Here is a 12,253-nt window from a genome sequence, read left to right as displayed (position 1 = left end):
CCCGCGCAAGCAATCGCGTAGGTGCGAGGCGGAACTATGGCAGACCAACTCAAACCTGTGCTCGAGCTGCTGATCGCAGCCCCCCGTGGCTTCTGCGCTGGCGTGGACCGCGCCATCCGTATCGTCGAGCTGGCGATCGAGAAATATGGCGCGCCCGTCTATGTGCGGCACGAGATCGTCCACAACAAATATGTCGTCGACAGCCTGAAGGCGATGGGCGCGATCTTCGTCGAGGATCTCGATCAGGTGCCGGACGGCGTGCCGGTGGTGTTCTCCGCGCACGGCGTTCCCAAGGCAGTGCCGGCCAAGGCGGAGGAGCGCGGGCTCGACTATCTCGACGCGACCTGCCCGCTCGTCTCCAAGGTGCATCGCCAGGCCGAGCGGCTGGTCAATGCCGGACGGCATATCCTGTTCATCGGCCATGCCGGCCATCCCGAGGTGATCGGCACCTTCGGCCAGGTGCCCGAAGGCGCGATGACCCTGGTCGAGACGCCCGAGGACGCCGAGCGGGTAAGCGTGGGCGACGGCGAGAACCTCGCCTTCCTCACCCAGACGACGCTGTCGGTGGACGATACCGCGGCGACGCTGGCGGTGCTCAAGCGGCGCTTTCCGAATATCCTGGCGCCCGGCCCGAACGACATCTGCTACGCGACCACCAACCGCCAGGGCGCGGTGAAGGCAATCGCCTCGTCGGTCGACCTGATGCTGGTGATCGGCGGCAAGAACTCGTCCAATTCGCTGCGCCTCGTCGAAGTCGCCGAGCGCCAGGGCACCACCGCCTATCTGATCCCGCGCGCCGAGGATATCGACTGGGCCTGGTTCGAAGGCGTCGGCACCGTCGGCGTGAGCGCGGGTGCCTCCGCCCCCGAACTGCTGGTGCGCGAGCTGGTGGACAAGCTCTCGGAGCGCTTCGAGGTGAGCGAGCGCGAAGTGGAGACGGTGCCCGAGAACGTCACCTTCAAGCTGCCGCGCGGGCTGGAAGCCGCCTGATAGGGCAGCCAAGCACAACTAAGTTGTGCGGGCGCGCCCGACGGGCGATGGGTCGCCGCGTTCGAGGGGATAGGGGGCAGCGTGGCGGTCTACACTCAGGTATCGGCGGAAGCGCTGTCGGATTTCCTGGCGAAGTTCGATGTGGGCGAGCTCGTCTCGGCCAAGGGCATTGCCGAGGGCGTGGAGAACTCCAACTATCTCGTCGATACCAGCAAGAGCCGCTTCATCCTGACGCTCTACGAGAAGCGCGTGGCGGAGGGCGACCTGCCCTATTTCATGGCGCTGCTCGAGCATCTGGCGGACAAAGGCCTACCGGTGCCGCCCGCCGTGCCGGACCGCGACGGCACGCTGATCCACCAGCTGGAGGGACGCCCGGCGTGCCTGATCCAGTTCCTGTCGGGCGTATCGGTGTCGCACCCGACGCCGGCGCAGGCGCGTGCCGCCGGCGAGGCGATGGGCAAGCTGCACAAGGCGGCCGAGGACTTCCCGCTGAACCGGCCCAATTCGATGGGCCTCGCCGAATGGCAGCCACTGTTCGAGCGCTGCGGCCGCGACCTCGATGGCATCGCGCCGGGACTGTACGACCGCGCGGGCAAGGCGCTCGACACGATCCTCGCCGCCTGGCCGGAGGATCTGCCGACCAGCGCGATCCATGCCGACCTGTTCCCCGACAATGTGCTGATGCTCGGCAACCGGGTGACCGGGCTGATCGACTTCTATTTCGCCTGCACCGACATCCGCGCCTATGACCTGGCGGTGATGCACGGCGCCTGGGCCTTTGACGGCAAGGGCGAGAATTTCTCAGCGGAGATCGGCGCGGCGCTGATCGAGGGCTATGCCGCAAGCTTCGGCCTGTCCGATGCCGAGCGCGCCGCCCTGCCGATCCTGGCCGAGGGCGCGGCGCTCCGTTTCTTCCTGACCCGCGCCTGGGACTGGCTCAACACGCCGGCGGACGCGCTTGTCACCAGGAAAGATCCGCTCGCCTATATGCGCCGGCTGGACTTCTACGCGGCAAAGGGCGACGCGCTGTTCGCATGAGCGAACTGCAACATGTCGAAATCGCCACCGATGGCGCGTGCAAGGGCAATCCCGGCAAGGGCGGCTGGGGCGTGGTGCTACGCATGGGCGACACCGAGAAGGAACTCTCGGGTGGCGAGAAGCACACCACCAACAACCGCATGGAGATGATGGCGGCGATCCAGGGCCTGAAGGCGCTCACGCGCCCCTGCCGCGTCACCCTCTCCACCGACAGCCGCTATGTCATGGACGGGCTGACCAAGTGGATCCATGGCTGGATGAAGAATGGCTGGAGGACCGCCGACAAGAAGCCGGTGAAGAATGCCGACTTGTGGCAGGAACTGCTCGCCGCCGCCAAGCCGCACCAGGTGAAATGGGTGTGGGTGAAGGGCCATGCCGGCCATCCGGACAATGAGCGCGCCGACAAGCTGGCGAGCGATGCCGCGATCGGGATGTGACCGGCGACTGCGATTGGCCTATCGAACGGACCGCGCCCCGATACCGATATTCTAGGAAGACGACGTGACCGATCCGGCTTCGACCGACCATATGACCGAGGCACGCGCCGCGCTCGCCGAAGCGATGGCGCTGCATGAACAAGGTGACCTCGAAGGCGCCGAAGCCGGCTATCGCAAGGTGCTGGCACAGGGCTATCGCCCGGCGGACGTGCTGCCGCTGCTCGCCGGCCTGCTCGGGCGCCTGACGCGCCCCGAAGATGCACTCGCCGCCTGGGACCAGCTTCTCGCGATCGAGCCCGATCATGCCGTGGCGCTGCATGAAAAGGGGCTGACGCTGCACTGGCTCGGTCGCACCGGCGATGCGATCGCGACACTCGAGCGCGCCTGCGCGGTCGATCCCGAAAACCCGATCGCGATCGGCAACCTCGCCGTGGTGCTGGCCGATGCCGGCCGGAACCTCGACGCACTCCAGCATTTCCGCCGTGCGCTCGCGCTGCAGCCGGACAATCTGCACCTGCGCCACCAGGTCCGGCGCCTCGGCTCGGGGTCGGTGCCCTTCTGGCACATCCCGATGATGAACGACGCGCCGCGCAACGACGCGTTCGAGGATGCGATCAAGGCCGCGATCGCCGTCACCGGCCCCGACGCCCGGGTGCTCGACATCGGCGCAGGCAGCGGCCTGCTGTCGCTGATGGCCGCGCGTGCCGGGGCAAAAAGGGTCGTGGCGTGCGAGATGGATCCGATGATCGCCGACATGGCGCAGCGGATCGTCGCCCGGAACGGCTACGCCGATCGCGTCACGGTGCACGCCAAGCCCTCGACCGAACTCGCCATCGGCACCGAACTCGATGCGCCGGCCGATATCCTGGTCTCGGAAATCCTCTCAAGCGACCTGCTGACCGAGAAGGTGCTCGACACGTTCGAGGACGCCCATCGCCGCCTCCTCGCGCCCGACGCGATCGTGATCCCGCGCGCGGCGAGCGCGATGGGATGCCTGGTGGCAAGCGAGAACCTGGCCGACTATTCCTTTGTCGGCGAGGTTTCCGGGTTCGATCTTTCCGCCTTCACTGCCTTCGCGCCGCAGCGCCTGCCGATCCACGGCACGATGACCGCATGGGATCGCCTGTCGGACGATCTGGAGCTCGTTCGCCTCGACCTGACGCAGAAGAAGCATGACGCGGTACTCGCGCGGCTGAGCATTCCGGTCACCGCGAGCGGGCGCGCCATCGGCATCGTCCAGTGGATGCATATCGACCTGTGGGACGGCGTGTCGTTCGACAATCACCCCGATCGCTATACCGATGGCGGCTGGCTCCAGCTCCTGCACAGCTTCCCCGAGCCGATCGACGTGGTGGCGGGGCAGACGCTGGACATCGCGGTCGGTCACGACCGGATCACGCTGATCCTGCTCCCGCTCGCCTAACCGTCAGGCTGCGCGAAGACGCGGTGTTGCCTCAGCCCTGACGCAGCAGCCAGGTGAGCGCGGTCTCGGCGCGCCCGAAGATGCGCAGATAGGATTGGGTCATCTCGCGGCGGATCTGCATGCGGGCAATCGCGCTTTCGGTGACGATCGCGATGCGGCTGGCCGCGGGAAAGCCGGCGAAGTGGCGACGAAAGGCCGCCACCGCCGCCTGCGCCTGCACGCCGCTGCGGCGCATGTCCATGCGCAGGAGATAGCCGGGCGCGAACCCCTCGGCATCGAACTGGTCGCGCAGCTTGCGGGCATAGTCGCCGACTTCGTCAGGCCCGAACATCGCAAGCCACTCGATATCGAGCAGATTCAGCTCTTTACGGAAGGCAACGCGGTACATGTGGCCGCTCTTGCAGCCAAAGGTTAAGGGAATCTAGACCGTGCCCAATGCGAAACGATTTGTCATGGGCACGCCACCGGGAAGCGCGCGCGGCTACCGCGCCTAGCCTTCGTCCTTGACGAAGAACTTGTCGATCACTTCGCGGGCCAGCCGTGCCGGACGCAGCGTTTCGGCATCGAGGCAGCACCAGCTCGACTTGACCTCGGCCAGCACTTCGCCGCCGCGGCGGATCACCGTCTCGTAGAAAGCGCGCGCGCCCTGGACCTTTTCGAGCAACACCGTGGCGACCACGTCGTCCTCGAGGAAGGCAGGCTTGCGATAGGTGATCTCGTGCTTGAGCGCGACCCAGAGGTGCTCGGCCACCGCCTCGACCGGCGCCAGCGCCTGCCAGTGGCTGATCACCGCTTCCTGCACCCACTTCAGATAGGAAGCGTTGTTCACGTGCCCCATGAAGTCGATATCGTCCTGAGCGACATCGATCGGGAATTCATAGGGGAGCGCGGTGCCGGACATGTTTCCGGAATGTAGCGCATCAAGCGTTTCGAAGCGACTAAAATCCCCGGAAAACTGCGGTTTATGCGCGAAGCGTGCTTGCCGTAGCGTCATTCCGCAACCGCCTCGTTCGCGGATGCGGTTTTGCACCCAGGATTCCGTCCCAAGCCGCGTCGGGTAGTCACGGGAAGGAATCGCCCATGAAGCTCCGCCACGCCGTACCGACGCTCGTCCTGCTCACCGCAACGGCCTGCACTCCCGTCCAGATGCGCCTGCCCGTCACTTCCCCCGAGCGGACCGAGCAGGCGGTGCTCGAAGGCATAGGGGACAATCATGACGGCGAATTCATCCTGGCCGAATATGGCGGCAGCTTCGTGCGCGGCGCGGGCTATCGCTGGTTCGGCAACGGGATCGGCGAAGCAGTGCAACTGGATGGCGGCGCCGCCTTCATCGTGCGCGGCGGGGAGATCCGGGGCGAGCTGAGCGCGGAATGCCGCTCCTCCGCCACCGATGTCGGCACCGGTGCGATCACCATCCGCACGCGCGGCATGGCCTATCGTTGCCGCTATGCCCGCGACCGCGAGCCGATCGCCGCACGGCTCGTGCTCGACGAGCGCGGCGCGCTGATGCGCGAGGAGCGGCGCGGCCATATCGATATGGAAGGCGTGCGGATCGACCTGCGCTCCGAGCATCGCCTTGCAGGCAGCGGGCTGCCGATGGCGATGCCCCTCGGCTATGTCTTCTCGATCGGTGGCGACGTGATCGGCGGAATCGACCTGAACGGCCGGTCAAAACACGTGCTCCTGCCCCGCGACCCGGCGTTGCGCGAAGCCGCAGCGGCAGCGGCCCTCTCGCTGGCGTTGTTCATCGATGCCGAGATCGGCGAGATGTCGGAATAATTGGCCTTACCACTTGACTCGAAAACGTCGGGCCAACATCGTCCGGGCATAGCCGCGATGACAGCGGTAGCATGATGGGGATGTCCGATGAAACTGAAGCTCGCCGCCGTTCTGGCCGGAGTCGCACTCACCACCGCCGGCAGCGGCATGGCCCGCCCGGTTGCGCCGGCCGTGGCGACCGCCCCCGCCCTGCCCAGCCGCGCGCAGGTGATGGCATCGATGGAGCGCGTCGCCGACTGGCAGCTCACCCATCTCGACGACCTCAGCTACATGCCCGCCGCGCGCCCCAGCACCAAGCGCGCCCGCGACTGGCAGCAGGCGACCTTCTGGGTCGCGCTGACGCACCTCGCCGACCGTTCGAGCAGCGTGCGCTACAAGGACGCGATCTTCGCCAAGGGCAAGGAGGAAGGCTGGCGGCTGGGAGACCGGCTCTACCATGCCGACGACCATATCATCGGCGCAGCCTGGATCTGGGCCGCGCGCCACGGCGCGGGCGCGCAGGCGTTGGCCCCGATGCGCGCGAGCTTCAACCAGATCCTCGCCGCGCCGAAGACCAACGACCTGCTGTTCACCGCGCCCGAGCCCGGCAAGGGCGATCCGACCTGCACCACCCGCTGGTGCTGGTGCGACGCGCTGTTCATGGCACCACCGACGCTGTGGGCGCTGAGCAAGGACACGAAGGACAAGCGCTACGCCGCCTTTGCCGACAAGGAATATCGCGCGACCACCGACTATCTGTTCGACAAGTCCGAGGACCTCTATTTCCGCGACAGCCGCTTCTTCGACCAGCGCGGCGCCCATGGCGAGAAGCTGTTCTGGAGCCGCGGCAATGGCTGGGTGTTCTCCGGCCTGGCCCGGATGATCCCCGAGATTCCGGCCAAGGATCCGCGCCGCCCCTATTACGTCAAGCTTTTCAAGGAGATGGCGGCGAAGCTGGTGAAGCTGCAGCGCGGCAACGGCTATTGGCCGCCCTCGCTGCTCGCCGATCCCGAGCGCTCGCAGGATGAATCGAGCGGCACCGGCTTCTACGTCCATGGCATGGCATGGGGAATCAAGGCTGGTCTTCTCGATCGCAAGACCTATCTCCCTGCGGTTACAAAGGGTTGGGCGGCACTTGAGAGAGCCGTTCAGCCGAATGGAATGTTGGGCTGGGTACAGCAGGTGAGCGACCGGCCGGACGTGGTGAAGGCCGAGGACGCGCAATTCTATGGTACGGGCGCGTATCTGCTCGCCGGCGCCGCGGTCCATGATCTGACGAGGTAAGGAAGACATATGAAGCATGCCCTCTGGCTCCTCGCCGCCCCCCTGCTGGTCGCGGCCGGGCAGGACAGCGCGCCGCCGGCCCCGCTGGCGACGCTCAACGTCCGCCAGGCGGATGGCAGCTACAAGCTGGTCGACCGGTTCGACGTGCCGGCGGATCACAAGATCCATGACGGCATGATCGCGATGGAAGGACCAGGTTGGGAGAGCGACAAGGTCGCCTATCGCCTGTACCTCGACGAGCGGAACGTGCCGGACATCTATGGCAAGAAGCTGCCCGGGAACGTGCTGCCGACGATCGGCATGGGCCAGGACAATTATCACTCGATGGCACCCTGGGGGCAGGACATCTTCCAGGTCGACCAGTCGCTCGGCATGGGCGGGATCGGCGTGCTGCGCGGCGGCGCGGCGACCCAGCTCGGCAAGGCGAAGATCAGCGCGCGCGTGTTCAACACCGATCGCGCGGCGACGGTGCTGGTCAACAATGTCGGCTTCCCCGGCGAAGGCGGGCCGGCCGACCTTTCGACCACCTACCGGATCTTCGCGGGATCGCGGCTGACCAATGTCGAGGCGCGGGTGAGCGGCAAGGTGCCGCAGATGATCGCGGGGCTGACGCTGCACGACGGGGTCAGCAAGATCGAGAGCCCGAAGCGCGGCAAGTGGCGCTATTTCGCCACCTGGGGCAAGCAGAGCCTGGCCGGGGACGATCTGGGCATCGCGCTCTTCTATCCGGCCGACGAGGCCGCGGGCACCGGCAGCGACGGCAAGACGCTGTACGTGACCTTCTGCGACCCGCGGAACATCCGCTATGCGTTCGGTGCCGTCTGGGTGCAGGAGCCGGGCGCGCCGAAAACCGAGCGCGAATTCCGGAAGTGGCTGGACGATACCGCGACCGACCTGGCGACCCAGCCCTATGTGGTGGGCGCGGTGCAGAAGACCTGCGCGGCGAAGTGAAGAGGCCCTGACGGTTCCCCGGCTTTCGCCGGGGAACGGACGCCTAGCTATCTGCCTTAGGATTGGACTCGCTCACGCCCGAGCCGTTCCCGAAATAGCGCTTCAGCTCGGTCTCCGGCGCAAGCGGATAGCTGTCACCCCAGGCACCGCGCGCGCGGCGCAGCAGCTCGTCCAGCTCGCCGGGCAGCGGACGCAGCTCGGGCATCGGCCAGGTCTCGACCTTGCGGTAATAGGGCTTGAGATAGTCGGTGGCCCCGCGCAGGCCCTTGCCGCCGTCCTGGTAGTTCCACAGATCGACGCCGACGCACCTGGCCATATCCGCGACGTCATAGGCGGCAAGCAGCGCATAGATCGAATAATGGAGGCTGCGCGTACGGGTGAGCTCGAGCGGCAGCTTGCCCTCCGGCGTGAACTGCGGCGCGATGCGCTTCTTCGGGAAAGCCTCGGCCACCGCCCTGGTCATTTCCGGCCTGCGGGCGAACAGCGCGAATTGCGCGGTCTGCGCGTCGAACCACATGCCATGGTTGTTCTTGGCGGCATTCTCCGCCTTGCCGTTCCTGCTCGACTGCATCCAGTCGAGATAGTCGGAGAACCACTTCTCCAGACCCTTCTGCTCCTCGGCGGTGAGCTTGCCCGCCGGGCCGATCAGCCCGATGCCGTCGACGACCCGCTCGAGCCGCGAGGTGTCGAGCACGCCTTCCGCCCTGCCCTCCTCGCGCCCGGGAACGGCCTGGGCATAGTTCATGTTCGGGTTCATCCGCGTCGCGGGCGTCAGGAACCAGGTGCGCACCAGGCTGGCCGCGCGACCGGCGTAACGCGGGTTGTCGGAGAAATAATAGGCCAGGCTCAACGTCTCGACGTCCGAGCTCATCCCCTCCAGATCGCTGACGTCGAACTTGTCGGTGTTGCGGTCGGGATTGATCTCGCCGTCGCGGCGTATGTAGGGCAGCCCGGTCTTGGTCGCAGGATCGGGCCACCAATAGGGGCCGATGCTGAGATAGTCGTGGCGATCGCCCGAGGGCGGGATCGTCCTTTTGTCGGTCACCGTATAGAGCGGCCGCTTCATCGCCGCCTCGGCGCGGGCGATCAGCCGCTCATAGGCTGCCTTCACCGCCGGATCGGTGGCGATCGCGGCCTTGAGCCGCGCCATCACGTCCGGCGCCAAGAAAAAGGTCCTGCGTCCACCGAACGCCGCGGAATATCCTTCCGCGCCGTTGCAGACCGGCTGCTGCGTATTCTGGCCAGGGGAGGCGATCCCGGCATGGGAGGCAGCCTGCGGCGCGAACGCCGCAGCCAGGACTAGGAGAGGAATGGGACTGCGGCGCATGGGATATTCTCCTTCGCGCTCAGTAGCGGATCCGGAAGCCGAAATAATATTGCGGCCCGCTCTCGCTCACCTCGGCGATCGAATCGTAGCCGCCCTTGTAGAACACGTCCTTGGTGTTGGTGACGTTGAGCGCCTGCAGCTTGAGCTGGATGTTCTTCGTCACGTCATACTGGACCGAGAGGTTCAGATAGCCCGCGTCCTGCACCCCGCGGTTCGTGCCGCCGTTCGGCTTGTAATAGTGCGAGCGGTAGCGATACATCGCGCGCAGCGAGAAGCCCTTGCGCTCCCAATAGACCGTGCCGTTGGCAACGTACTTGGACAGGCCGATCAGGTTCTCCGGATCGAGATAGGCGCCCAGCGCCGACGTGTCCGGATACTGGAAATTGGCCCAGGCGATGTTGAGCGATCCGTTGACGCCGAAGCCGCTCAGAATGCCGGGCAGCCAGGAGAAATTGTGGCTGCCGGTGAACTCGACGCCGTAGAGGTGACGCAGGTCCGGATCATTGGCCGGGGCGATCAGGTTGACGTTGTAGCTCTGCTGGGTCGGTGCGCCGGCATCCACTTGGGTAGTGACGGTGATCGTGGTCGGGAGACCCGCCGAACGCGAGATCACCGAACCGCGCAGCCATTTGTAATAGCCGGCGACCGAGAAGAGCGTGTCGCGGCTCGGATAGAATTCCAGGCTGACGTCCGCATTCCAGGCGCGCATCGGCTTGAGGTTCGGATTGCCGCTGGTCGGATTGAAGGTCACGCTGGAAGCGCCGCCGGTGCCCGAGGTCGGGTTCAGGTTGATGCCCGCGCCGAAGCTCTCGATCGGCGAACGCGACAGGGCGCGATAGCCGGCGGTGCGCAGCTTGATCTTGTCCGACAGGTCGAAGCTGAGGTTCAGGCTGGGCAGCCAGTAGGAATATTCGCCCTTGAGCGTATCGGTCTGGATCGTGCCGGTGGGATCGGCGGCAACCGTGTAGCTGTCCGCGCCGGTATCGATCGTCACCTTGAACGGCAGGCGATAGCCGACCGAGGTGATGTTGGTCTTCACATAGCGCAGGCCGATATTGCCGCTGACCGGCAGCGCACCGAGATCGCCGCGGAAGCTGGCCATCACATAGGCCGCCTTGATCCGCTCGCGGATGTCGAGGTCGCTCGGGTCGCGGCTCTCGGCCGGCAGCGGCAGCGCGTCCGATCCGGTAAAGGCCTTGTACAGGCACTGGTTGTCGAACGTCGCCCAGCTGGTGAGGTTCGTGCTGGTGCTCGGGAAATAGTCCTTGGTCGGGAAGCCGCGGCGGCAATTGGCGTTCGCGCTGTTGATGATCTGCGCGACGGTCTGGCCGCCATAGGGCAGGATCGTGTTCACATCGTTGTTGCGGTTGTTGTCGAGCGTGCGGTGGTGCTCGGAATAGCGCCCGCCCGCCTTGATCGCGGTGAGGAAGCTGCCCTCGGCAAACTTGTATTCGCCATCGAAGCGGCCCGCCCAGATATTGTCCTTGCGATCGGTGACGAAGCGGTTGCGCGCATAGACCGCGGTCGCGGTGTTGGCGCCGAAGCTCGCCGGATTGTTGACGTCGAAATTGAGGAAAGTGACGCGCGGCACGTCCGGGCTGTCGGTATAGTCGAGCTCATAGCCGACGCGCGTGGTCGAGCGCATGCGGGTGGCCTTCTGCGTCTCGGTGCGGTGCGAGTCCGAGAAGCTGCCATCGGCGGTGAGGATGAAGTTGCCCGGCTTCCAGGTGACGGTCGCGCCGCCGCCCTTGTATTCCTCGTTGCGATTGCGCAGCTCGAGCTGGTTCTCGATGTTCGAGTTGCCGCTGTACTTGATCAGCGCGCCCTTGGTGTAGCCGTTGGTGCCGTCGCCGATCAGGATCGGCTTGATGCCGCGCAGCGCCTCGGCGATCGACAGGATGTTGCGATCCTCGGTCGATTCCCGCTTCGACCACTGCCCGTCGAGCGCGATGTCGAGATTGGGCGCGGGGCGCCACTGGAGCGCGCCGATCACCGCGTTGCGCAACTCGCGCGTATTCTGCTGGCGGAAGTTGCGCGACTGGGTGGCGTAATAGGTGGTGCCGACCGTCTCGCCGATGCCGGCGCGCGGCGCAGTGCCCACCTGGCAGTTCGAGTTTGCGCCCGCCGCATTGAGCTGGGCAGTGGTGCCAGTGACGAGCGTGCCGTTGAGCGCCGAGGTGTTGCACGGCACGAAGTTCGAGTTGCCGTTGTAATAGTCTTCCGGCGCCGCGACGTCCTGGCGCTGATAGCCGATCGCGATACCGAATTCGCCGATACCCGTGCTGAACTGCTTCACAAGGCTGGCATTGGCGCGGTAGCCAAGGCCGTCGCGGCCGATGATGTCGTCATCCTTGGGCAGATAGGATCCGCGGATCTCGGCCTGGAAGCGCGACTTGCCATAATCGAGCGGGCGCATCGACTTGAGCTCGATCACGCCGCCGATGCCGCCTTCGAGGAAGTCGGCGCGCTGCGTCTTGTAGACGATGACGCCGTTGACCAGCTCGGATGGGAATTGCTGGAAGGCGACCGAACGGTCCGCGCCGGCAGTGGAGACTTCGCGACCGTTGAAGGTCGAGAAGCTCAGCGTCGGGCCGAGGCCGCGCACCGACAGTTCGTTGGCATTGCCCTTGAAGCGATCGGCCGAGACGCCGGTGATACGCTCGAGCGTATCGCCTACGCTATTGTCCGGCAGCGCGCCGATCTCGTCGTTGACGATGCCGTCGAGCACCACATCGGCGTTGCGCTTCACGTCGATCGAGCTGCGCTGCTCGGCGCGGGCACCGGTGACGACGATGGCCTGGCTTTCCTCCTGGGGAGCCGCCGCGGCGGGATCGGCCGTCGTGTCCTGCGCATAGGCGGGCACCACGGCACAGGCCGATGCCAACAGCGCCAGGCGCAGTGCATTACGTCCGAAAGCGGAAAAACGGATCCCAGGCATACCAACTCCCCTGCATATATTTTTATCGCGCCCGTTTTCGGGTCGGGCTTCTTGGTAAGGCCAATTTGTCACCGGTGTCAACCCAATTGGCCAGTTCGAGATTTCCA

11 protein-coding genes are annotated in these 12,253 nt (G+C 65.8%); 7 read left to right on the top strand and 4 right to left on the bottom strand.

The window, feature by feature from the left end; all coding sequences use genetic code 11:
* Nucleotides 1–36: 36 nt before the first annotated feature.
* The 4 genes from ispH (at nt 37) to AC1RJ5_RS18590 (ending at nt 3,888) form a co-directional block, all read left to right on the top strand.
* Nucleotides 37–990 carry a 4-hydroxy-3-methylbut-2-enyl diphosphate reductase gene (gene ispH / locus AC1RJ5_RS18605; RefSeq protein ID WP_269572661.1) on the top strand — a complete coding sequence of 318 codons (954 nt, stop codon included), beginning with the start codon at nt 37–39 and terminating at the stop codon, nt 988–990.
* Nucleotides 991–1,071: 81 nt separating this feature from the next.
* Nucleotides 1,072–2,028 (top strand): homoserine kinase, encoded by a 957-nt coding sequence (gene thrB / locus AC1RJ5_RS18600; RefSeq protein WP_342249323.1) that lies wholly within the window; start codon nt 1,072–1,074, stop codon nt 2,026–2,028.
* Complete coding sequence (gene rnhA, locus AC1RJ5_RS18595; protein WP_269572663.1) at nt 2,025–2,465, top strand: ribonuclease HI; 441 nt, start codon at nt 2,025–2,027, stop codon at nt 2,463–2,465. Before thrB ends, rnhA begins: the two co-directional genes overlap by 4 nt.
* A gap of 64 nt (nt 2,466–2,529) precedes the next feature.
* Nucleotides 2,530–3,888 (top strand): class I SAM-dependent methyltransferase, encoded by a 1,359-nt coding sequence (locus AC1RJ5_RS18590; protein ID WP_493115003.1) that lies wholly within the window; start codon nt 2,530–2,532, stop codon nt 3,886–3,888.
* A 31-nt stretch (nt 3,889–3,919) separates the two neighbouring features.
* Here AC1RJ5_RS18590 and AC1RJ5_RS18585 read toward each other — a convergent pair whose 3' ends face one another.
* Both AC1RJ5_RS18585 and AC1RJ5_RS18580 read right to left on the bottom strand, forming a co-directional pair.
* On the bottom strand, nt 3,920–4,276 hold the full coding sequence (locus tag AC1RJ5_RS18585; RefSeq protein WP_493115001.1) for an STAS/SEC14 domain-containing protein: 357 nt from the start codon (nt 4,274–4,276) through the stop codon (nt 3,920–3,922).
* A gap of 102 nt (nt 4,277–4,378) precedes the next feature.
* Nucleotides 4,379–4,789: an acyl-CoA thioesterase gene (locus AC1RJ5_RS18580; RefSeq protein WP_184168966.1), complete on the bottom strand. Its 411-nt coding sequence runs from the start codon at nt 4,787–4,789 to the stop codon at nt 4,379–4,381.
* A 179-nt stretch (nt 4,790–4,968) separates the two neighbouring features.
* Between AC1RJ5_RS18580 and AC1RJ5_RS18575 the strand changes: the two genes are divergently transcribed.
* The 3 genes from AC1RJ5_RS18575 to AC1RJ5_RS18565 all read left to right on the top strand — a co-directional run bounded on the left by AC1RJ5_RS18575 (nt 4,969) and on the right by AC1RJ5_RS18565 (nt 7,881).
* Nucleotides 4,969–5,667 (top strand): hypothetical protein, encoded by a 699-nt coding sequence (locus AC1RJ5_RS18575; protein WP_493114999.1) that lies wholly within the window; start codon nt 4,969–4,971, stop codon nt 5,665–5,667.
* 87 nt (nt 5,668–5,754) lie between these two features.
* Complete coding sequence (locus AC1RJ5_RS18570; RefSeq protein ID WP_493114997.1) at nt 5,755–6,930, top strand: glycoside hydrolase family 88/105 protein; 1,176 nt, start codon at nt 5,755–5,757, stop codon at nt 6,928–6,930.
* A gap of 9 nt (nt 6,931–6,939) precedes the next feature.
* On the top strand, nt 6,940–7,881 hold the full coding sequence (locus tag AC1RJ5_RS18565; RefSeq protein ID WP_493114995.1) for a DUF4861 family protein: 942 nt from the start codon (nt 6,940–6,942) through the stop codon (nt 7,879–7,881).
* A 43-nt stretch (nt 7,882–7,924) separates the two neighbouring features.
* On the opposite strand, the gene AC1RJ5_RS18560 is transcribed toward AC1RJ5_RS18565, so the two are convergent.
* On the bottom strand, nt 7,925–9,046 hold the full coding sequence (locus AC1RJ5_RS18560) for an alginate lyase family protein (protein ID WP_493114993.1): 1,122 nt from the start codon (nt 9,044–9,046) through the stop codon (nt 7,925–7,927).
* 181 nt (nt 9,047–9,227) lie between these two features.
* Nucleotides 9,228–12,146 carry a TonB-dependent receptor gene (locus AC1RJ5_RS18555; protein ID WP_493114991.1) on the bottom strand — a complete coding sequence of 973 codons (2,919 nt, stop codon included), beginning with the start codon at nt 12,144–12,146 and terminating at the stop codon, nt 9,228–9,230.
* Between the last annotated feature and the right edge of the window lie 107 nt (nt 12,147–12,253).

The organism is Sphingomonas sp. GW822-FHT03G08, assembly GCF_058801135.1.
The sequence above is the reverse complement of the archived record's forward strand: the minus strand, read 5'-3'. Positions and strand labels throughout refer to the sequence as shown.

Coding starts and splice junctions, on each gene's coding strand:
- ispH (WP_269572661.1), top strand. CDS start 37: ATGGCAGACCAACTCAAACCTGTGCTCGAGCTGCTGATCGCAGCCCCC.
- AC1RJ5_RS18555 (WP_493114991.1), bottom strand. CDS start 12,146: ATGCCTGGGATCCGTTTTTCCGCTTTCGGACGTAATGCACTGCGCCTG.
- rnhA (WP_269572663.1), top strand. CDS start 2,025: ATGAGCGAACTGCAACATGTCGAAATCGCCACCGATGGCGCGTGCAAG.
- AC1RJ5_RS18565 (WP_493114995.1), top strand. CDS start 6,940: ATGAAGCATGCCCTCTGGCTCCTCGCCGCCCCCCTGCTGGTCGCGGCC.
- AC1RJ5_RS18575 (WP_493114999.1), top strand. CDS start 4,969: ATGAAGCTCCGCCACGCCGTACCGACGCTCGTCCTGCTCACCGCAACG.
- AC1RJ5_RS18570 (WP_493114997.1), top strand. CDS start 5,755: ATGAAACTGAAGCTCGCCGCCGTTCTGGCCGGAGTCGCACTCACCACC.
- AC1RJ5_RS18585 (WP_493115001.1), bottom strand. CDS start 4,276: ATGTACCGCGTTGCCTTCCGTAAAGAGCTGAATCTGCTCGATATCGAG.
- AC1RJ5_RS18580 (WP_184168966.1), bottom strand. CDS start 4,789: ATGTCCGGCACCGCGCTCCCCTATGAATTCCCGATCGATGTCGCTCAG.